General features: G+C 69.1%; 20 protein-coding genes. 11 read left to right on the top strand and 9 right to left on the bottom strand.

The genetic code is table 11. The features are described 5' to 3' along the window. Positions 1-3 precede the first annotated feature (3 nt). Entirely contained in the window at positions 4-708 is a 705-nt protein-coding gene (locus AC3A6G_RS20605) for a fumarylacetoacetate hydrolase family protein (protein ID WP_487861212.1), read from the bottom strand. Between the two features lie 67 nt (positions 709-775). Continuing rightward, a complete protein-coding gene (gene gtdA / locus AC3A6G_RS20610; RefSeq protein ID WP_487874432.1) occupies positions 776-1,861 on the bottom strand; it encodes a gentisate 1,2-dioxygenase in 1,086 nt (361 codons plus the stop codon). A gap of 147 nt (positions 1,862-2,008) precedes the next feature. Between gtdA and AC3A6G_RS20615 the strand changes: the two genes are divergently transcribed. The 6 genes from AC3A6G_RS20615 to AC3A6G_RS20640 all read left to right on the top strand — a co-directional run bounded on the left by AC3A6G_RS20615 (position 2,009) and on the right by AC3A6G_RS20640 (position 6,044). Next, on the top strand, positions 2,009-2,905 hold the full coding sequence (locus tag AC3A6G_RS20615) for a LysR family transcriptional regulator (protein ID WP_487861210.1): 897 nt from the start codon (positions 2,009-2,011) through the stop codon (positions 2,903-2,905). A 91-nt stretch (positions 2,906-2,996) separates the two neighbouring features. After that, positions 2,997-3,440, top strand: a complete 444-nt coding sequence (locus tag AC3A6G_RS20620) for an acyl-CoA thioesterase (protein WP_487861209.1) — start codon at positions 2,997-2,999, stop codon at positions 3,438-3,440. A 72-nt stretch (positions 3,441-3,512) separates the two neighbouring features. Beyond that, positions 3,513-4,019, top strand: a complete 507-nt coding sequence (locus AC3A6G_RS20625) for a phasin family protein (protein ID WP_487861208.1) — start codon at positions 3,513-3,515, stop codon at positions 4,017-4,019. Positions 4,020-4,144: 125 nt separating this feature from the next. Beyond that, positions 4,145-4,861, top strand: coding sequence for a TetR/AcrR family transcriptional regulator (locus AC3A6G_RS20630; protein ID WP_487874433.1), 717 nt, complete (start codon positions 4,145-4,147; stop codon positions 4,859-4,861). A gap of 14 nt (positions 4,862-4,875) precedes the next feature. Continuing rightward, positions 4,876-5,709 (top strand): hypothetical protein, encoded by an 834-nt coding sequence (locus AC3A6G_RS20635; protein WP_487861206.1) that lies wholly within the window; start codon positions 4,876-4,878, stop codon positions 5,707-5,709. A 74-nt stretch (positions 5,710-5,783) separates the two neighbouring features. After that, a complete protein-coding gene (locus tag AC3A6G_RS20640; RefSeq protein WP_487874434.1) occupies positions 5,784-6,044 on the top strand; it encodes an acyl-CoA-binding protein in 261 nt (86 codons plus the stop codon). Positions 6,045-6,053: 9 nt separating this feature from the next. Here AC3A6G_RS20640 and AC3A6G_RS20645 read toward each other — a convergent pair whose 3' ends face one another. The 4 genes from AC3A6G_RS20645 to AC3A6G_RS20660 all read right to left on the bottom strand — a co-directional run bounded on the left by AC3A6G_RS20645 (position 6,054) and on the right by AC3A6G_RS20660 (position 10,808). Continuing rightward, complete coding sequence (locus tag AC3A6G_RS20645) at positions 6,054-7,292, bottom strand: CaiB/BaiF CoA transferase family protein (protein WP_487874435.1); 1,239 nt, start codon at positions 7,290-7,292, stop codon at positions 6,054-6,056. A gap of 24 nt (positions 7,293-7,316) precedes the next feature. After that, entirely contained in the window at positions 7,317-7,628 is a 312-nt protein-coding gene (locus AC3A6G_RS20650; protein WP_487874436.1) for a polyhydroxyalkanoic acid system family protein, read from the bottom strand. Then, positions 7,621-8,685 carry an aminopeptidase gene (locus AC3A6G_RS20655; RefSeq protein WP_487874485.1) on the bottom strand — a complete coding sequence of 355 codons (1,065 nt, stop codon included), beginning with the start codon at positions 8,683-8,685 and terminating at the stop codon, positions 7,621-7,623. The genes AC3A6G_RS20650 and AC3A6G_RS20655 overlap by 8 nt, the downstream gene beginning before the upstream one ends. Positions 8,686-8,747: 62 nt before the next feature. Beyond that, positions 8,748-10,808: a molybdopterin-containing oxidoreductase family protein gene (locus tag AC3A6G_RS20660; protein ID WP_487874437.1), complete on the bottom strand. Its 2,061-nt coding sequence runs from the start codon at positions 10,806-10,808 to the stop codon at positions 8,748-8,750. A 60-nt stretch (positions 10,809-10,868) separates the two neighbouring features. Here AC3A6G_RS20660 and AC3A6G_RS20665 point away from each other — a divergent pair, with 60 nt between their 5' ends. Continuing rightward, positions 10,869-11,993, top strand: coding sequence for an ABC transporter substrate-binding protein (locus tag AC3A6G_RS20665; RefSeq protein WP_487861201.1), 1,125 nt, complete (start codon positions 10,869-10,871; stop codon positions 11,991-11,993). 9 nt (positions 11,994-12,002) lie between these two features. Here AC3A6G_RS20665 and AC3A6G_RS20670 read toward each other — a convergent pair whose 3' ends face one another. The 3 genes from AC3A6G_RS20670 to AC3A6G_RS20680 are packed head-to-tail and all read right to left on the bottom strand — an operon-like array spanning position 12,003 to position 15,548. After that, positions 12,003-13,097, bottom strand: coding sequence for a M14 family metallopeptidase (locus AC3A6G_RS20670; RefSeq protein ID WP_487861200.1), 1,095 nt, complete (start codon positions 13,095-13,097; stop codon positions 12,003-12,005). Beyond that, positions 13,094-14,302, bottom strand: a complete 1,209-nt coding sequence (locus AC3A6G_RS20675) for a M20 aminoacylase family protein (RefSeq protein ID WP_487874438.1) — start codon at positions 14,300-14,302, stop codon at positions 13,094-13,096. The genes AC3A6G_RS20670 and AC3A6G_RS20675 overlap by 4 nt, the downstream gene beginning before the upstream one ends. Before the next feature lie 55 nt (positions 14,303-14,357). Then, a complete protein-coding gene (locus AC3A6G_RS20680; protein ID WP_487861198.1) occupies positions 14,358-15,548 on the bottom strand; it encodes a glycerophosphodiester phosphodiesterase in 1,191 nt (396 codons plus the stop codon). Between the two features lie 109 nt (positions 15,549-15,657). On the opposite strand from AC3A6G_RS20680, the gene argE reads away from it, so the two are divergent. The 4 genes from argE (at position 15,658) to AC3A6G_RS20700 (ending at position 20,769) form a co-directional block, all read left to right on the top strand. Beyond that, positions 15,658-16,824 carry an acetylornithine deacetylase gene (gene argE / locus AC3A6G_RS20685; protein WP_487861197.1) on the top strand — a complete coding sequence of 389 codons (1,167 nt, stop codon included), beginning with the start codon at positions 15,658-15,660 and terminating at the stop codon, positions 16,822-16,824. Positions 16,825-16,855: 31 nt separating this feature from the next. Next, on the top strand, positions 16,856-18,079 hold the full coding sequence (locus AC3A6G_RS20690; RefSeq protein WP_487861196.1) for a DUF445 domain-containing protein: 1,224 nt from the start codon (positions 16,856-16,858) through the stop codon (positions 18,077-18,079). Positions 18,080-18,189: 110 nt separating this feature from the next. Further along, complete coding sequence (locus AC3A6G_RS20695) at positions 18,190-19,872, top strand: Vgb family protein (protein ID WP_487874439.1); 1,683 nt, start codon at positions 18,190-18,192, stop codon at positions 19,870-19,872. A 120-nt stretch (positions 19,873-19,992) separates the two neighbouring features. Further along, positions 19,993-20,769 (top strand): MHYT domain-containing protein, encoded by a 777-nt coding sequence (locus AC3A6G_RS20700; RefSeq protein WP_487861194.1) that lies wholly within the window; start codon positions 19,993-19,995, stop codon positions 20,767-20,769. The last annotated feature ends 3 nt before the right edge of the window (positions 20,770-20,772 follow it).

Raw genomic sequence — 20,772 nt, forward strand, 5'->3', positions numbered from 1 at the left:
CGGTCAGTCGATGCGCACGGTGAGCGAGGGCAGGCGGTCGATGCCGACCTTGATCGTCTGCCCGGGCTTCACCGCGCCCACGCCTTCGGGCGTGCCTGTGAAGATCAGGTCGCCGGGCTGCAGGGTGAAGAGCGTCGACAGATTGGCGATCACTTCGTTCACCGACCAGATCAGGTGCGTGATGTCGCTCTTCTGGCGCACCTCGCCGTCGACCTCCAGCACGATGGCGCCATCGTTGATCTCGCCCACGTCGGCCAGCGTGCGCAGCGGCGCGATGGGTGCCGAGAAGTCGAAGGCCTTGCCGATCTCCCACGGGCGGCCCTGTTCGCGCATCTTCATCTGCAAGTCGCGGCGCGTCATGTCGAGGCCCACCGCATAGCCGTGGATGTGGCTCGCGGCCTGCTCGACCGGAATGTCGCGGCCGCCCTTGCCGATGGCGACGACGAGCTCGGCCTCATAGTGGTAGTTGCTGGTGAGCGGCGGATAGGGAATGGCGCCCGTCTGGCCTTCGGCCACCGGCACCACCGAGGCGTCGTCATTGGGCTTGCAGAAGAAGAACGGCGGCTCCCGGTCGGGGTCGAAACCCATCTCGCGCGCGTGCGCCGCGTAGTTGCGGCCCACGCAGTAGACGCGGCGCACAGGAAACTGCTGGTCGCTGCCCACGATGGGCAGGCCGACGATCGAAGGGGGCGTGAAGACGAAGGACATGGGGAACTCCTGCCGCTCGGGGCGGCACACGGTCGAACAAGAAAATAACGGAAGCGGTCGCCGCGCTTCAGGCGTCGTCGAGGAAGGCTTCGCGCAGCACGCCCATGGCCTGCTGCACCGGACGGTCCGAGAAGCTGAACAGCACCACGTCTTCGCCCGGCGCCAGCAGGCGCAGCGGCGCCCACGAGGGCACGACGAAGGTGTCGCGCGGCGCGAAGTCGAAGCGCTGGCCCGCGATCTCGGCCGTGCCGCGGCCCTCGACCACGCTGTAGACGGTGCCGTCGGTCGTGCGATGCGATCGGCCCGCAAAGCCCTTGGGCAGCAGCTGCAGCTGGGGGCCGATGGTCGGCATCGGCGCGCCGCCGGTCAGCGGGTTGATGTAGCGCAGCTTGTGGCCGAGCCAGGCATCGGGCGCCTCCTGCTTCTGCAGCAGGGCCAGCGCCTCGCGGCTGCGGGCGTAGGGATAGTTGAAGATCGGCGAGGTCGGCGACACATGGTCGTGGCGCACCGGCACCATGTTGTGGCCGAAGCGCGCGAGGCTGTTGCCCTCGGGGCGTGCCACATGCTGCACCTTGGCATCGTCGTTCTCGGCGAAGCCGGCATCGAAGAAGCGCAGCATCGGGATGTCGAGGCCGTCGAGCCAGACCACCGGCTCCACCGTGCCACCGATGCCCTCGTTGCCATGGTCGTGCCAGGCCCACGACGGCGTGATGATGAAGTCGCCCGGGAACATGGTGGTGCGCTCGCCGCCCACGGTGGTGTAGGCGCCCTTGCCGTCGACGATGAAGCGCAGCGCCGACTGCACATGGCGGTGCGACGGTGCGACCTCGCCCGGCATGATGAGCTGCAGGCCGGCGTAGATCGACTGCGTGATCGACGAGTTGCCGGGCAGCGCGGGGTTCTCGAGCACGAGCACGCGGCGCACGGCCTCCTCGGCGGTGATGAGCTCGGCCGACGCCATCAGCAGCGGCCGGATCTCGTCGTAGCGCCAGAGCGCGGGCACGCACGGCGTAGCGGGCTCGCGTGGCACCAGCGCATGCAGCGACTCCCACAGCGGCGTGAGGTTCAGTGGGCGAATGCGCTCGTAGTAGGCACGGCGCTCGGCCGCATTGGCGGGAGCCGGGGCGGCCGGCTTGCTGGCAGTGGGGTTCATTCGTGGTCTCCGGCGGCGTGTGGCCGTGGCTCCTGGGCAAGCGGCGATCTTGCGCCGGCACTACTATTGGCGCAACAGGTCTCGGGCGATAGGCCCGATCGCATTTTTCGATAATGGTGGCTTCACACGACGCACAGGAGTGGCGACATGGCCCAGCTCGATCTCGAATGGCTGCTGGTGTTCGACGAGGTCTACAAGACGGCCAACGTGTCGAGCGCCGCCGAGCGGCTCGGCCTTTCGCAGTCGGCCGCAAGCACCGCGCTGGCGCGGCTGCGCACGCATTTCGGCGACCGGTTGTTCGTGCGCACCTCGCGCGGCATGGAGCCCACGCCCTATGCGCGGCAGATCCAGCCGCTGGTGCTCGACATCCTCGACCGGCTGAACCGCGCCAAGGGCGGGCGCGCCAGCTTCGATCCGGCCACCGCGCAGCGCAGCTTCCGCATCTGCATGACCGACATCAGCGAGGTGGTGCTGCTGCCGGGCCTGCTCGACCACCTGCGGCAGGCCGCGCCCGGGGTGCGCATCGAGACCGAGATCATCTCGACCGAGAGCGCGCGCCGGCTCGAGGACGGCGCGGTCGACCTGGCGGTGGGCTTCATGCCGCAGCTCGACGCGGGCTTCTACCAGCAGACGCTCTTCATGCAGAACTTCGTCTGCCTCGCGGCGCGCAACCATCCGCGCATCGGCGCGCGCCTCACGCAGAAGCGCTTCGAGACCGAGGCGCACGCGGTGGTGGCCTCGTCGGGCACCGGCCATGCCATCGTCGACAAGACCATCGCGCGGCTCGGCCTGCGGCGCCACGTGGTGGTCAGCCTGTCGAGCTTCCTGAGCGTGGCGCGCATCGTGGCACACACCGAGTTGATCGTGATCGTGCCGGCGATCCTCGGCAAGGTGCTCGTCACGCAGGAGCCGGTCAAGTTGCTGGAGCCGCCGTTCGAACTGCCGGCCTACGCGGTCAAGCAGCACTGGCACGAGCGCTTCCATGCCGATGCCGGCAATGCCTGGCTGCGGCGCACGCTGGCCGAGCTGTTCGGCCGCGGCTGAACGCGCCTGCCGGGCCGACCGGCGGTGCATTCCGGCGGCGGGCGCCTCGCATAATTGCGCTCCCCAGATTTAACAGTTGCAAAGGCGGCGCATGTCTTCCATCACCCTCCGGTTCCTGGCCGAGCCCAGCACCGTGAACTTCGGCGGCAAGGTCCATGGCGGCACCGTCATGAAGTGGATCGACGAGGCGGGCTACGCCTGCGCCACCAGCTGGGCCAAGCGCTATTGCGTGACGGCGTTCATCGGCAGCATCCGCTTTCACCATCCGATCATGATCGGCGACCTGGTGGAGGTCGAAGCGCGGCTGGCCTATACCGGCAAGACCAGCATGAACATCTCGGTCGAGGTGCGCAGCGGCGACATGAAGGGCGGCTCGATGGACAAGACCACCGAATGCCTGATCGTCTTCGTCTCGGTCGATTCGCATGGCCGTCCGCTGCCGGTGCAGCCCTACATCCCGCAGACGCCGGGTGAGATGGCGCTGGCCGAGCGCGCGAAAACCCATCTCGAAGCGAGCCGCGCCGCTGGAGGATAGGTGCGCGGCTCTAAAGGTGGAGGCGGCTTCCGGCTAGAGTGGCCCGACCCTTTGCTTTCACAGGAACACCCCATGGCGACCCAGGACGACGACGAACAAGGCGGCAAGAACGCCGACCGCATCAAGGATTCCGCGCAGCAGATCTGGCTCGCAGGGCTCGGCGCCTTCGCCAAGATGCAGCAGGAAGGCAGCAAGGCCTTCGAGGCGCTGGTGAAGGACGGCACCGGCATGCAGAAGAAGACGCAGCAGGCGGCCGAGGAAACGCTTGCGCAGGCCCAGGCGCGCATGACGGGATTTGCCAGCGAGTTCGGCACCAAGGCCGCAGGCCAGTGGGGCAAGCTCGAGAACATCTTCGAAGAACGGGTGGGACGCGCCCTCGAAAAGATCGGCTATCCCTCGCCAGCCGAGCACGCCGCACTGCAGGCCCGCGTGGCAGCGCTCGAGGCCGAGCTGCAGCGCGCCGGCAAGGCCGCCGCACCGGCGCGCGGCGCGAGCCGCAAGACCGCTGGCCGCAGCGCAGCCCCCACGGCCACGGCCGCCAAGAAGACCGTGCGGCGCGGCACCGGCAAGGCCGCGTAGGCGACCGTCTTCTTCTTTTTGCGGCGGTGCACAAAATGCGCGCTGCCGCAAAACATGGCCCTGCCGGTTCATGCTGCAGCGCACATGCGCTAGAGTGTTCCCAAGAGACAAACCTGGGGACCGACATGGCCAAGAAGGCGCCACGCCGAACCGCGCAACGCATCCTCGAAGCCGCACTCGCGCTTTTCAACAGATTCGGCGAGCCGAACGTCTCCACCACGCTCGTGGCGGGCGAACTGAACATCAGCCCGGGCAATCTCTACTACCACTACCCCGCCAAGGAAGAGCTGATCAACCGGCTTTACGAAGGCTATGAAGCCGAGCTCAACGAGCTGCTGCACGCGAGCGAAGGCGTGCACGACGTGGAGGACGCCTGGTTCTTCATGCACAGCTTGTTCGAGCTGATCTGGCGCTACCGCTTCCTCTACCGCGACCTCAACGACCTGCTGAGCAAGAACCGGCATCTCGAGACGCAGTTCCAGCTCGTGCTCAAGAACAAGGCGCGCGCGATCCGCACGCTGGTCGAGGGGCTCGGGCGAGCCGGCCACCTCGACATCGATGCCGACGAGATCGACACGCTGGCGCAGAGCATGGTCGTGGTGCTGACCTACTGGCTCAGCTACGAATACGTGCGCAATCCGCGTGAGGCGCTCGAACCGAGCCATGCGCAGGGTGCGCTGATGCGCGGCGCCCAGCACACGCTGCACCTGCTCGCGCCCTACCTCGGACGCGAACAGCGGCGGCATTTGCTGACACTGAGCCACGCCTACGGCGGCGAAGATCACGATGAGAACGCCGCCGCCGCGCGGCCCTCGGCAGCCTCCTCCCGCGTGGCTGCCTAGCGCAAGTGAAAGCCATGCCCGACTTCAAGCCGCTCTCGCTGATGTCCGCCGGTCCGGTTGCTGCTGCGGCGGCGGAACCCTGGACGCCGCTGCCCTACCCCGACGTGCCGCGCTACGACGCCCACAGCCTGCTCGACCACTGGCACCGGCTGCATGCCGGCCATGCGCTACCGCCGCCCGCCGCGGGCGACCCGCTGGCCGAGGGCTGGGCGCTGTACCACAGCGGCCAGTTCGAGCTGGCTGCCGCGCTCGGCCTCGCGCACGGCGCCGACGGGCTGCTGCTCGCCAACCAGGCCACGGCCGTCTACGCCAACTACCTGGAGCCGCGCGAATCGGTGCGGCTCGCGATGTTCCGCCATGTGATCGAGCGCGCGGGCGCGCAGGCGGAGGCCGAACCCGACAACTGCCATGCGCTCTACTGGCAGTCGTATGCGCTGGGCCGCTACAGCCAGGGCATCAGCGTGGCGCGCGCGCTGGCGCAGGGGCTCGGCAGCAAGCTCAAGCATGCGCTCGAGCGCGTGATCGAACTGCAGCCCGCCCATGCCGACGCGCATGTGGCGCTCGCCGCCTTCCATGCCGAAGTGATCGACAAGGTCGGTGCGCTGGTGGGCCGCATGACCTACGGCGTGCGTGCCGAGACCGCGGTCGAGCTGTTCGAGCGCGGTCTCCAGCTGAACCCGCATTCTCCGGGCGCGCTCATGGAATACGGCCGCGCGCTGCTCATGCTGCACGGCGACGGCCGCATGGGCGAGGCCACGCGGCTGTACGAGAAGGCCGCGGCATTGACGCCGGCCGATGCCAAGGAACGCCTCGACGTGGAGCTGGCCCGCGCCGGGCTGTCCGAGTGAACCACGGCGCGGTACCAAGGCGTACCGCGCCGTAAGATGCGCCATCCGACCCAACTTCTTCAGATTGACCGCCAATGTCCGACGACCTCAACGCCCGATTCGAAGCCGCCCAGGCCAATTCCAAGCTCCTGGCCGAGCGCCCCGACAACCCGACGCTGCTCAAGATCTACGGCCTGTTCAAGCAGGCGACCGAAGGCGACAACACCGCCAAGAAGCCCAGCTTCAGCGACATCGTCGCGCGCGCCAAGTGGGACGCCTGGACCGCCAACAAGGGCACGGGCGGCGACGAAGCCAAGCAGAAGTACATCGACCTCATTGAATCGCTGCGCGGCTGAGGCCCACCTTCAGCCGACGATGCCGCGCGCATGCAGCGCGGCGATCTGCTCGGCGCTGAGTCCGATCTCCTTCAGCACCGCGTCGGTATCGGCACCGAGCGCCGGTGCGTTGCGCCGGTGGCCGGCCGGCGTGAGCGACAGCTTGGGTACGAACCCGGGCACCGCGAGCGCGCTGCCGTCGGGCATGCGCACCTGCTGCAGCATGCCGCGCGCCGCATAGTGCGGATCGGCAGCAATGTCGGCGATGGTGTAGATGCGCCCGGCCGGCACCTGCGCCGCCTCCAGCGCGGCGAGCACCTCGTCCACCGTTCGCGCGGCGGCCCAGTCGCCGATCGCGGCATCGAGCATCTCGACCTGCGCGACCCGGCCCGCGTTGCTCGCCAGGGCCGGATCGGCCGCCAGTTCGGGCCGGCCGATGCAGGCCATGAGGCGGCGGAAGATGCTGTCGCCGTTGCCCGCCACGATGGCGTAGCCGCCGTCGCCGCAGCGGTAGGCATTCGTCGGCGCGATGCCCGGCAGCGCGCTGCCGGCCGCCTCGCGCACCGCCCCGAAGGCGCTGTACTCGGGCAGCAGGCTTTCCATGCAGTTGAAGACGGCTTCGTAGAGCGCCACGTCGACCACCTGGCCGCGGCCTTTCGGATGCGCGGCGCTCACGGTGGCATGGCGGTGCTGCAGCGCCATCAGCACGCCGATGACGCCGTGCAGCGACGCCAGGGTGTCGCCGATCGACACGCCCACGCGCACCGGCACGCGGCCCGGCTCGCCCGTGAGGTGGCGCAGTCCGCCCATGGCCTCGGCCACCACGCCGAAGCCGGGCCTGTCGCGGTAGGGGCCGGTCTGGCCGTAGCCGCTGATGCGCAGCATCACGAGCGCGGGGTTGGCGCCCAGCAGCGCGTCGGGGCCGAGCCCCCAGCCTTCCATTGCGCCGGGCCGGAAGTTCTCGACCAGCACATCGGCCTCGGCTGCGAGCTGCCGCACGATCGCCTGAGCCTCGGGCTGACGCAGGTCGAGCGCGAGCGAACGCTTGTTGCGCGACTGCACCTGCCACCAGACCGAGGTGCCGTCCTTCAGCAGCCGCCAGGTGCGCAGCGGGTCGCCCGCGCCGGGAGGCTCGATCTTGATCACGTCGGCGCCGAAGTCGGCCAGCGTGCGCGCCGCGAACGGCCCGGCGATCAACTGGCCGAGCTCGACGACCTTGAGGCCGGCCAGCGGACCCGCAGGGGAAGAAGAGGAATCGGGATGGGTCATGGCACGAGAGTGTGCCCGGCCCGTTCAGGCAAAGCGCGTGGCGCCGGGGCTGCCCAGCAGCGCGTCGAGCTTGCCCGCGATCTTCTGCTCGATCTGCTGGCTGAAGCTGCTGAACAGGAAGCCCAGCGTGGCCTCCAGCCGCAGGCTGTCGGCCGTGACCTCGACCTTGCCGTCGATGCCGGCGCGGCTGAACTCGGCGACGTCGCAGGTCTCGCCCTCGGTGTAGCTGCAGGCAAGGCCGTACTCCTGCTCGACCTGCCGGACCCACCGGCGCGCGACCCTGCGGGCGCCCGCGATGCCGAGCGCGTGCTTTCTTTCGATTTCAATGTCAGGCACCGTGCTGATCTCCGTGGTTGTGCTCTTCGTGTCGTGTCTGTTGCACGCCGCTCGCGGCCTGCAGGGCCTGGCGGCGCTCGGCGTCGGTGGGCAGCGCGGCGATGCGGCGCACCTCCTGGTAGAAGCGCGGCCACTGCCGGCCCTGGCGCTCGAACAGCGCCTCGAAGGCCGGCACCAGGTCGTCGTAGGCGCCCTGCGCCGCAAAGGCCGCGTTGTTCGCGCGCGCCACCCAGCCGTCGTAGGCGCCCTGGCGCGGGCCCTGCCAGCCGGCGCGCAACTGCGCATAGCGTGCGCGGAAGTCGTCCATGGCCGCCTTCTTCATCGCGTCGACGGCCACCCAGTCGCCCGCCTTGGCTTCGGCCGAGGCGTACACCGCGTTGAGCGCGCGCCGCGTCGAGAGCGCCAGCGCGCGGAATTGCTGGCGCTGCGCGTCGAAGCGCGCGTATTCGGTACGCGCCGCCTCGCCGGCCTCGCGCGCGAGCCAGGCCGCGCCGCCGATGCGCTCGACGGCCGTGGCATACGACTCGTTGAAGACGGTATCGCCCGGCACGTAGAGCACCTGGTGCGCAAGCTCGTGGAACACGATGCGCGCCAGCTCGCCCTCGGGGTAGCCGATGAAGGTGGACAGCAGCGGATCGCCGCCCGCCCAGTTCATCCAGCCGAGCGTGGAATAGGCCGGCACCGGGTACACGGCGGCCTCGAGGCCCTTCGCGCGCTGCGCCTCGGCTTCGGCGCTTGCCGCGGCCTCGTCGTAGTAGCCGCGATAGCCCACGCAGCCCGCCACCGGGAAGCACCAGGTCTCGAGCGTGAGCGAGTACGGCGGCGCGGCCACCACGTTCCACACCGCGGCCCGGCGCTGCAGGTCGGCGTACGAGGTGTAGCTCGGGTTGTCGGGCAGCGCCAGCTCGGTCACCGCGAAGCGGCGGATGCGCTGCGCGAGTGCGAGCTTGGCCTTGAGCGCCTCGGAGGCGGCCGGGTCCGCGAGCCAGTCGGGCACCGGCCTGGCGGCCCGCATGATGCCGAGGTGGCCGCTCGCCGACTGCCAGTAGTAGCCCATGTCGGCGCAGCCCCCGAGCAGCAGCGTGCCGGCGAGCGCGACGGCGGCGGCAGCGACCGGCCTCACGCGCGCTCCACCTCCACGAGGCAGTCGTAGAAGGTCGGGCCACGGCCGATGTCGGTCAGGCGCTGGCTCGTGAGCTGGTTGACGTTGGTGCCGTCCAGGCCGAACTTGCGCCACCAGATGCCCATGCCGTGCACCACCCCGGGCCGCGCCCGGCGCGAGACCTCGGCGCGGCAGCGGTGCTCGCCGCGCTGGTTGAACACGCGCACGATGGCGCCGTCCTCGATGCCGCGCGCGGCCGCATCGGCCGCATGGATCTCGAGCAGCGGCTCGCCCTCGATGGCGCGCAGGCTCCGGACGTTGACGAAGGTCGAGTTGAGGAAGTTGCGTGCGGGCGGCGAGATCATCGCGAGCGGAAACGCGGCCGAACTGCCTGCCGGCTCATGGTTGGGCACATGGTCGGGCAGCCCGTCGAGCCCCTGCGCTTCGAGTCGCGCACTGAAGAACTCGCAGCGGCCCGACGGCGTCGGGAAGCGGCCTTCGGCAAAAGGCGCCTCGGGCAGCGCGAGGCTCGCGAAGCCCTTCGCGCGCAATGCGTCCTGGTCGATCGCGCCGGGCGCGAAGGCCATGCGGCACAGCGCCTCGTCGTCGTCCGAGAAGCAGGGCTCGTCGAAGCCCATGCGGCGCGCCAGCTCGCGGAACACCCAGGCGTTGCTGCGCGCCTCGCCGCGCGGGGCCACTGCGGGGCGATTCAGCAGCACGTCGGTGTGGCCGTAGCTGCAGTGGATGTCCCAGTGTTCGAGCTGCGTGGTGGCGGGCAGCAGGTAGTCGGCGTAGTCGGCTGTGTCGGTGCGGAACTGCTCGAGCACCACGGTGAACAGGTCTCCGCGCGCGAAGCCCGCCACCACCTTGCCCGAATCGGGCGCCACCGCGACCGGGTTGCTGTTGTAGACCACGATGGCCTTGATGGGCTTCTCGCGGTCGGAGAGCGCATCGCCGATGGTGCTCATGTTGATGGTGCGCGGCCGGCGGCCCGCAAGCAGGTCGGGCCGCTGCAGCGCAGCCCGGTCGGCCGGAAAGTGGCCCGAGCTGCTCAGCAGCAGCCCGCCCGCACGGTCGCGCCAGGCGCCCACGAGCGCGGGCAGGCACGCGATGGCGCGCGCCGCGTTGCCGCCGCCGTGCACGCGCTGCATGCCGTAGTTGAGGCGGATCGCGGCTGGCCTGGTGGTGCCGTATTCGCGCGCCAGCGCGACGATCTGCGCTTCGGGCACGCCACACACGGCCGCCGCGCGCGATGGCGGCCATTGCAGCGCGCGCTCGCGCAGTTGTTCCCAGCCGAGCGTGTGGTGCGCGATGTAGTCGTGGTCGAGCCAGTCGTGCACGATGAGTTCGTGCATCAGGGCCAGGGCCAGCGCGGCGTCGGTACCGGGCAGCAGCGCGATGTGCTCGTCGCACTTGTCGGCGGTCTCGGTGCGGCGCGGATCGATGCACACCAGGCGTGCCCCGGCGCGCTTGGCGGCCTGGGCATGGCGCCAGAAATGCAGGTTGCTGGCAATGGAATTGCTGCCCCAGATCAGGATCAGCCTGGCCTCGGCGAAGAACTCGACCCGCATGCCGACCTTGGCGCCGAGCGTGTAGACCATTGCCTCGCCCCCCGCCATGGAGCAGATCGTGCGGTCGAGCAGCGAGGCGCCGAGCTTGTGGAAAAAGCGCCGGTCCATCGATTCGCCCTGCACCAATCCCATCGTGCCTGCGTAACTGTAAGGCACAATTGTTTCTGGATCTGTCTGAAATGTGCGGAGTTGCGCGGCGATGGCGTCGAGTGCGCTGTCCCAGCTGACCGGTTCGAACTGGCCGCTGCCCTTGGGGCCGGTCCGTTTCATCGGCTGGACCAGACGCTCGGGATGGTCGTTGCGCTCGATGTAGCGCGACACCTTGGTGCAGAGAACGCCCGCCGTGTGCGAATGGGCCGGATTGCCCTGCAGCTTCACGGCCACGCCGTCCTGCACGGTGGTGACCAGGGCGCAGGTGTCCGGACAGTCGTGCGGACAGGCACCAAGCACCGTGGACGTGGTGGGGAGAACAGCAGCAGTGGGACCAGAGACCGGGGCATCGACCATCCGGCGAGTCTAAAGTTTTCCAGCTTGTGGCGCGGGGGCGCGCAGAAGAGGTTTTTCACCATGATGAATCGCAGACATTTTTCCGTGGCAGCCGGTGCGGCGGCGCTGGGCGTCACCCACTGGGCGCGGGCCCAGGGCGAAGGGCCGCTGGTGCTGGGCCAGTCGGCCGCCTTCACGGGGCCGGCCGCGCAGCTCGGCATCCAGTTCCACCAGGGCGCCAAGCTCTTCCTCGACCAGTACAACGCGCAGCCGGGACGGCGCAGCGTGGTGATCAAGAACCTCGACGACGGCTACGAGCCCGACCGCTGCGCGGCCAACACGCAGAAGCTGATCGAGGAAGACGTGTTCGCGCTCTTCGGCTACATCGGCACGCCCACGAGCATGGCGGCGCTGCCGCTGGCGGTGAAGGAGAAGGTGCCGTTCATCGCGCCGTTCACCGGCGCGATGTCGCTGCGCGAGCCCTTCCACCGCAACGTGTTCCACCTGCGCGCCTCATACAACGACGAGACCGCGCTGATCGTGAAGCAGCTCACGCACCTGGGCCTGAAGAAGATCGCGGTCTTCTACCAGAACGATGCCTACGGCAAGGCCGGGCTCGACGGCGTGACGCTGGCGCTGTCGCAGCAGCAGCTCCAGCCGGTGGCGCTCGCGACGGTGGAGCGTAACTCGGTGGACGTGGCGCAGGCGGTCAAGAGCATCACGGCCGCGCGCCCCGACGCGGTGGTGCAGGTGGGTGCGTACAAGGCCTGCGCCGCCTTCATCCGCGAAGCACGCAAGGCGGGCTACGGCGGCACCTTCTTCAATGTGTCGTTCGTGGGCACGCAGGCGCTGGCCGACGAACTCGGCAAGCAGGGCGCGGGCGTCATGGTGACGCAGGTTGTGCCGTCGCCCTACAACCCGGCGAACGCGATCACGCGCGAATTCAGCGAGGCGGTGAAGAAGGCCGGCGCAGGCGCGAGCGCCAACTTCTCGAGCCTGGAAGGCTATCTCGCGGCCAAGGTGCTGGTCGAAGGCCTGCGCCGCGCACCGGGCAAGCCCACGCGCGAGGGCCTGATTGCCGGGCTCGAAAGCATCGATCGCCAGCCATTCGGCGGTTTCGAGGTCTCGTTCTCGCCGCGCAACCACGTGGGCTCGAAGTTCGTCGAGCTTTCGATGATCACGGGCGACGGGCGCATCAGGACCTGAGGCCGCGCATCAGGGCGCCAGGCCGTCGACGGCCTGGAACATCGCCTGCCGTGCCTGGCTGATGACCTGCCCGCGCCAGGCGTCGGCGTCGGTATAGAAGGCCTCGCGCATGCGCGCGCGGATGCCGTCGGCCAGGTCGGCCGGCGCCGCCGGGTGCTTGTGCAGCCAGTGGTCGGCGCGCAGCGCACCTGTCACTTCGAGCATCGGCAGCGTGCCGTACTCGAGCGCGATGCCGGTGTACTCGGCCCGCGGGCATTCCTGGTACGCGGCATCCCACATCAGCCCGCGCAGCAGCGCCGAGCTGGAAGAACCGTCGTAGATCGAGGTGACCGGCGCCGCGGGCGTGCCCCACCAGGCGTTGGCGCGCGCATAGGCGGCCGGGTCGTCGCGGCAGGCAAAGATGCGCTCGCCGATGCCGTTCGGCCCGAGCCCCGTGTGCAGGTCGATCCATGCGAGCCGGCGTGCCCCGCCGGCATGCCGTTGCAGCACCGCACGCAGGGTCCGGTTGCTCCAGGTCGGCTCGGTGCCGCCGAAAAACAGGCCGTCGTCGAACTGGTACTGGCCGCTCGTGACCGCGGCCTGGTACGCCGTGGCGCCATGCGCCTCGATCCACTGGCCGATCGCGGCCTGGTTCTCGGGCGTCGGCGGCCAGGTGTCGGGGACGAGCAGCGGATGCAGGCTGGCGTAGGCCTCGTTGACGGGCAGCGGCTGCGAGAAGTCGACGAAATTGCGGTTGAGGTCGACGTTTTCGTGCGTCACGCGGCGGCCGTGCGAAAAGCCGTGCGGGTTGAGCGCATGGATGTAGAGCACCGCCACGCCCTGCGCGCGCGCCTTCTCGCGCCATTCGGTATCGTGCAGCGCAAACACCTGCACGCCGCTGCCGCAATGGCCCTCGACGCCGTGGCAGGCACTGGTCACGATGAGCAGGCGCTCGGCGCCGGGTTCGCCGTCGAGCGCCACGTCCATCGACAGCGCCTCGCCGTCGCGGCCCTTCTCGGGGTGTGCATGCGGCTCGACCACGAGGCCCGCGCTCACGCAGGCCTGCAGGAACTTCTGGCGCGCCTGGGCGTAGCGCGGCGAGAACGCCTCGCCGATGCCGATCAAGACGCCGCTCCCCCGGGCTTGGGCGCCAGGAACTGCTCGGCGATCTGCACCCAGCAGGTGGCGCCGAGCGGGATCAGGTCGTCGTTGAAGTCGTAGCTCGCGTTGTGCAGCGTGCACGGGCCCTCGCCGTGGTGCACGTCGCGGTGCGAACCGTCGCCGTTGCCGATGAAGGCATAAGCGCCGGGCTTGGCCTGCAGCATGAAGGCGAAGTCCTCCGAGGTCATCGCGGGCTCCTGCCGGAGCACGTTCTCGGCGCCGACGATGCCGCCCATCACGCGGCGCGCGAAATCGGCCTCGGCCTCGGTGTTGACCGTGGGCGGGTAGTAGCGCTCGAAGCGGAATTCGCAGGTGGCGTCGTGCGCGGCGCAGATGTGGTCGCAGACCTGCTTCATGCGCGCCTCGATCATGTCGAGCACTTCGAGCGAGAAGGTTCGCACCGTGCCCGAGAGTTCGCAGCTGTCGGGGATCACGTTGTTGGCCTCGCCGGCATGGATCGTGGTGACCGAGATCACGGCCGAGTCGGTCGGCTTCATCTTGCGCGTGAGGATGGTCTGGAAGGCCTGCACGATCTCGCAGGCGATCGGCACCGGGTCGATGCCGGTCTGCGGCAGCGCCGCATGGCCGCCCTTGCCGATCACGTTGACGAAGAACTTGTTGCCCGAGGCCATGACCGGACCAGGGCTCACGGCGAACTGGCCCGCCTTCATGCCGGGCCAGTTGTGCATGCCGAACACCGCGTCCATCGGGAACTGGTCGAACAGCCCCTCCTTGATCATTTCGCGCGCGCCGCCGCCGCCCTCTTCCGCGGGCTGGAAGATCAGGTAGACGGTGCCGTCGAAGTTGCGGTGCTTCGCAAGGTGCTGCGCCGCGGCCAGCAGCATGGCCGTGTGGCCGTCGTGGCCGCAGGCGTGCATCTTGCCCTGGTGCTTGCTGGCATGCGCGAAGGTGTTGAGTTCGGTGACGGGCAGCGCGTCCATGTCGGCGCGCAGGCCCACGGCACGGTTGCTGGTGCCGTTCTTGACGATGCCCACCACGCCGGTGGTGCCCAGGCCGCGGTGGATGGGAATGCCCCATTCGGTGAGCTTGCCTGCCACCACGTCGGCGGTGCGGACTTCTTCGAAGCAGAGTTCGGGATGGGCATGGAGGTCGCGCCGGACGGCGGCGATGCCGGCCGCCTGCGTGACGAGCGAATCGATGAGTTTCATGGGCACAGTCTAGGCTTTGCGAGAACCTCCGCAAAGACCGTGCCCAGGCAAACCCTTAGCGGCCCATGCGCTTCAGGTAGTCCGCACGCGCCGCGAGCGCGGTGTCCGGAAAGTCGGTGAAGACACCGTCCACGCCGAGCCGGTAGTAGGCTGCGTATTCCTTGGCGCCGTCCTTGTCGTAGTCGGCCGCGAGCCGGCGCGACTCGTTGCGGAAGGTGAAGGGGTGCACGAACAGGCCCGCCTTGTGCGCATCGGCCACGAGCGACGTGGGCGAGACCGAGGTCGCGTCGGCGTCGTCGACCTTGCCGTCGCGGTTCAGGTCCACCGGCTTGCCGTCGGGCCCGATGACGCCTTTCAAGCTGACGATGTAGCGCTTCCACGGACCGATGCCGTCGGCATAGGTCTTGATCTCCGCCAGCCCGGCGGGCGTGACCATCACGTCGAAGTTGCGCCTGTCGCCGGCCTTGGTCCATTCGTAGGGGCGGTCGAAGGGCACGGCGTAGGTCATGGCGCCGGTGGCCATGTCGATGCCGTCGCCGTCGATGAGCTGCACCAGCTTGGCGTTGAGTCCCCTGGCCCGCAGGATCTTCAGGCTGCCGGGCTCGAAGGACTGCACGAACACCGGCGCGGCCTTGCTGTTCCAGCCCGCGGCCGTGAGCGCGGCGACCACCTTGTCCTCCATCGCGAGCCCGAGGTCGCGGAAGTAGGTCGGGTTCTTGGTCTCGGGGTAGATCGCTATGGTGCGGCCGGTTTCCTTCGATTTGGCCTTGGCCAGGTCGATGATCTCCTGGAAGGTCGCGACCTTGAACTTGCCGTTGTACTGCTGCGGCCGCTCGGGATCGGTCGCGATGGCGCCGAGCATCTTGACCTCGGCCAGCGTGAAGTCGTTGCAGAACCAGCCGGTCTGGGTCTCGCCGTCGACCTTGATGGTCTTCTTGCGCGCAGCGAAGCGCGGATGCTTCGCCACGTCGGTGCTGGTCGCGAGGTTCGGGTCGTGGCGCGCGATCAGCACGCCGTCCTTCGTGGAGACCAGGTCCATCTCGATCACGTCGGCGCCCTGTTCGATGGCGCGCACATAGGCTTCGAGCGTCTGCTCCGGCAGGTAGCCCGAGGCGCCGCGGTGGGCGATCACCAGCGGCGGCTGGCCATCGAGTGTTGCAAGGCGGCCCGGGGGCGCCGTGGCGGCGCAGCCGGCGAGGCCCAGCACGGCCGCTGCGGCCCAGACGATCGGCAGGGAAATGCGCATGGTGTGTCCTCCATCGAGACCGTGAAAATCGAAGATGAGGCTACCCCGTCGTCATGAAAGCGCCGATACCCGGCAGCGCCCGGTGCCGACTTCCGGGAGAATGTGTTGCATGCAGCACACGCTTTCTCCCCAGAGCCTCCAGATGGCGCAAACCTTGGTTCGCATGAACACCATCAGCGCGAACAGCAACCTCCAGCTGATCGACCTTGCGCAGGCCCACCTCGCGGCACTCGGCGTCAAGAGCCGCATCACCTACAACGCCGAGCGCACCAAGGCCAACCTGTTCGCCACGCTGGGCGAAGGCAAGCCGGCGGGCGTGATCGTCTCGGGCCACACCGACACGGTGCCCTGGGACGGCCAGGCCTGGAGCGTCGACCCGCTTTCGGCCACGGTGCAGAACGAGCGCCTCTACGGCCGCGGCTCGGCCGACATGAAGAGCTTCATCGCCATCGCGCTGTCGAACGCGAAGCGCTTCCTCGAGAGCGATTCGCCGTTCGCGATGCACTTCGCCTTCACCTACGAGGAGGAGATCGGCTGCTTCGGCGTGAAGGAGCTCATCGCCGACATGCGCGATGCCGGCATCAAGCCGCTCGCCTGCATCGTCGGCGAGCCGACCAGCATGGTGCCGGCCATCGCGCACAAGGGCGTGTACCGCTACCGCTGCTGCGTGCGCGGCAAGGAGGCGCATTCCTCGCTCACGCCGAAGTCAGTCAACGCGATCGAGATGGCCGCGCGCGTGGTCGGCAAGGTGCGCGACATGGCCGAGGGCTTCGAGCGCAGCGAACCACGCTACGAAGGCTTCGACGTGCCTTTCAGCACCGCGAGCGTGGGCCAGTTCCATGGCGGCATCGCCGACAACGTGGTGCCGCGCGATGCCGAGTTCCGCTACGAATTCCGCGACCTGCCGACCGCCGACGCCAAGCGCATGCAGGAGGAAGTGATGGCTTATGCCGGCACGCTCGAGCCGGCGATGAAGAAGGTGGCACCCGATGCCGGCTTCAGCTTCGACACCATCTGCGAGATCCCGAGCTTCCTGGGCAGCGCGAACGATCCGGTCACCCTGCTCGCCCAGCGCCTGGCGGGCGAGGACCGCACCACGCTGGTGGCCTTCGGCACCGAGGCGGGCCTGTTCAAGAACGCCGGCATTCCCACAGTGGTGTGCGGCCCCGGCAGCATCGAGCAGGCGCACCAGCCCGACGAGTTCGTGAGCCTCGAGCAGCTCGCGCGCTGCGAGCTGTTCATGGAGCGACTCGCCGCCACGCCGGCCATCGGCTGAAGGACGAAGAAGCCGTGGACGCGCGCGGCCCATGAAACGCATCGCCTTCGGCCTGCTGTGCGCCGCGGCCGCGCTCTATGCGCTGGCCAGTGCGATGCACGACGTGCATCCCGCCTGGGGCTACGTGGCCGCGTTCGCCGAGGCGGCCATGATCGGCGCGATCGCCGACTGGTTCGCGGTGGTGGCGCTGTTCCGGCATCCGCTCGGCCTGCCGATCCCGCACACCGCGATCATCCCGAGCAACAAGGACCGCATCGGCGCCAAGCTCGCGGGCTTCATCTGCGACAACTTCCTGAGCACCGCGCAGGTGCTCGCAAAGCTGCGCGAGTTCGATGCCGCGGCGCGCATCGCCGACTGGTTGGCGCGGCCCGCGAGCGGCGAGAAACTCGGCGAATGGGGCATCGCCGCCGCGCGCTACGGGCTGGGCGCCTTCGACGATGAACGCGTGCGCGTCTTCATGGGCCGCGCTGCGGCCGCAGGCCTCGGCAAGGTCGACCTGTCGCGCCTCATGGGCCAGGCGCTCGATGCGCTCACGGCGGGCGGGCGCCACCAGGCGCTGCTCGACGACGTGCTGCAGCAGCTCGCGGGCGTGCTCGAGGGCGAGGAGGTGCAAGCGCACATCACCGAAGCGATCGCGCGCGAGATCCGCACGCTGCGCTACGTGGGCCTCGACCAGGTCGCGGCCAGGATGGCCACGCGCAAGATCGTGGCCGCGGTGGCGAACACCATCGCAGAGCTCGCGGCCGAGCCCGGCCATCCGATGCGCAAGCGCTTCGACAGCTTCATGGACGACTTCGTGGTGCGCCTCAAGCTCGACCCCGAGTTCCGCGCACGCGGCGAGCAGATCCGGGCCGAACTCATGGCCCACCCCGCGCTCGGCGAGTACCTGCACGGGCTCTGGAGCGAACTGCTGGCCTGGCTGCACGACGACCTGGGGCGCGGCGATTCCTCCATCGGCCGGCGCATCGCGGCGATGGCCGCCACGCTGGGCCAGCGGCTGCAGGCCGACGCCGCGATCCGCGGGTGGATCAACGAGCAGCTCGAAGCCGCCGCGCCGGCCGCGATCGAGCGCCACCGCGAAGACATCCGCCGCTACATCGAAGGGCGCGTCGCCGAGTGGAACGCCGCCGAGATGACGGTCGAGCTCGAGCGCCACATTGGCCGCGACCTGCAGTTCATCCGCATCAACGGCACCTTGGTGGGCGGGCTCGTGGGCTTGGTGATCCACGCCGTGACGCAGTTCCTGCGCGGCTGAACCCCGGGTAACCGAGAGCGGATGAAAGTCCGCATGTCCCGCGCGCGACGGCCGCATTGCCCCTGCCTCCTTCTAGACTCGTCCGCACACAGAAGAAGGAGAGAAGCAGCATGTTCTTCCGCCGCTTTGCAGCAGCCACCGCCCTGACCGCCACGCTCGCCCTGCTGGGTGCCTGCAGCAGCGTCTTTCCGCCCTCGGCGCCGCAGCAACCGCCCACGCGGCCCGATGCCTGGGGGCCGCCCGAGGCCCTGGTGGCGCCCTCCGCGTTCGCAGGGGTGCACGGCCTGGCCATCGACACGAAAGGGCGCCTGCTCGCCGGCTCGGTGCTCGGCAACACGCTGTGGGAAGTCGACCGCCGCACCGGCGCCGCGCGCGTGCTCGTGCCGGCGCCCGAAGGCCAGGCCGACGACATCGCGGTGGGGCCGCGCGGCGAACTCGCATGGACCAACTACCTCATGGGCATGCTGCGCTACCGAGAGCACGACGACGCGCCGATGCGCGTGCTCGCCAAGGACCTGCCGGGCCTCAATTCGGTCGACTTCGACCGCCGCAGCAACAAGCTCTACGCCTCGCAGGTGTTCCTCGGCGACGCGCTGTGGGAGATCGACCGCGAGGGCAAGAAGCCGCCGCGGCTCATCAAGAAGGACATGGGCGGCTTCAACGGCTTCGAGGTCGGGCCCGACGGCATGCTCTACGGACCGTTGTGGTTCAAGGGCCAGGTGGTGAAGATCGACCCCGCCACCGGCAGCATGACCGTGATCGCCGACGGCTTCAAGATTCCGGCCGCGGCCAACCTTGACGGCAAGGGCAACCTCTGGGTGGTCGATGCGCGCAGTGGCGAACTGGTGCGCGTGGAGCTCGCCAGCGGCCGCAAGACGCTGACCCGGCAGCTGCGTCCGTCGCTCGACAACCTGGCCATTGCGCCCGACGGCACGATCTACGTGTCGAACATGGCCAACAACGAGATCCAGGCCTTCGACCCGGCAACGGGCGCGCTGCGCACGCTCACCAGCGGCAAGCTCGCCGCGCCCGCGGGCCTCAAGGTCGAGGGTCGCACGCTGTGGGTGGCCGACGTGTTCGGCTTCCGCCAGGTCGACGTGCACACCGGCGAGGTGCGCGACGTGTTCCGCATGCAGCGCGACCCCGAACTCGACTACCCGTTCTCGGTCGGGCTCTCGGGCCGGCTCTTTGCGCTCGCCTCGTGGTTCACCGGCACGGTGCAACTGGTCGACCGGCAGACGCTGCGCACCGTCGAGACGCTGCACGGCCTGAAGGCGCCGTTCGACGCGATGCCCATGGCCGACGGCAGCGTGATCTATGCCGAGATCGCGACCGGCAGCATCACGCGCGCCAGCGGGCCGGGCTTCGCACAGAAGCAAGTGCTCGCCAGCGGCCTTGGCGGCCCGGTGCAGATGGTCCTCGGCCAAGACGGCGCGCTCTATGTGACCGAGGCGGTCGGCAAGCTCACGCGCATTCCGCTCGACGCGAGCGCGCCGCTGCGCGCGATCGCCGAAGGCCTTGCGCTGCCCGAAGGCCTGGCGCAAACGCCCTGGGGCAGCTTCATCGTGGCCGAAAGCGCGGCGCGCCGCCTGGTGGAGATCGACCCCGCCACCGGCAGCCGCCGCACCGTGGCCGAAGACCTGCCGATCGGCCTCGCACCCGGGCCGGGCCTGCCGGCGCCCTACGTGGTGACCGGCGTGGCGGTCGGCCCAGACGGGACGGTCTATGTGTCGGCCGACCGGAACAACGCGATCTACCGGATCCGCCCCAGAGGCAAAGACCAGAAAATGTGAAAAATGCAAAATTCTGTTTACTTATCTACACAAAGGTTACAAACTCCGCGACGAACGTCTGGTTACGCCTCCTGACAACGGTGTCGGGGGCGGGCGTTCTTCCATCCAGAAGGAGTCCCCATGCCACCCCTCGTCGTAGGCCAGATGCTGTCGCCCGAATACTCGTTGGGGCTGGTGGCGCTCTCGTTCCTGATCTCGTTCGCGGGATCGCTGGTGGCGCTGATCTGCGCGAAGCGCATGGTCGGCGCGGACGGCAACCCGAACCTGGCCGTCGTGGCCTGCGCGGCGGTGGCGCTCGGCGGCATCGGCATCTGGTCGATGCACTTCATCGGCATGCTGGCCTATCGGCTGCCGGTGGGCATCTCGTACAACGTGCCGCTGACCGCGGTGTCGCTGGTGGCGGCGATCCTGATCTCAGGCATCGCGCTGTACCTCGCGGGCGGTCGACGCAGGTTCAGCAAGCCCGGATGGCTGGCCGGCAGCCTGCTCGCGGGCGTGGGGGTCTGCGTGATGCACTACATGGGCATGTTCGCGATGAACATGCGCGCCTCGATGGACTTCGACCTCGGCATCGTGGCGCTGTCGGTGGCCATCGCCATTACCGCGGCCGGCGCCGCGCTGTGGCTGGCCTTCAACCTGCGGCGGCTGCTGCACCAGGTGGCGGCAGCCCTTGTGATGGCGCTGGCCGTCTGCACGATGCACTACGTGGGCATGAGCGCCGCGAGCATGATCTGCACCGCGGCCGCGCCGGTCGACGCGCTCGCCATCGGCGGCAGCTACATGGGCCTGTCTGTGTTCGGCACCGCCGGCGCCGTGCTGATCTTCATCTACTGGGTCGTGACCGGCACCAGCATGGACGCGCCCGCCGCGCCGCGCCGCGTGCGCACCAGCAGCTGACGC

It is taken from the genome of Variovorax sp. Soil_C_26, assembly GCF_057657075.1.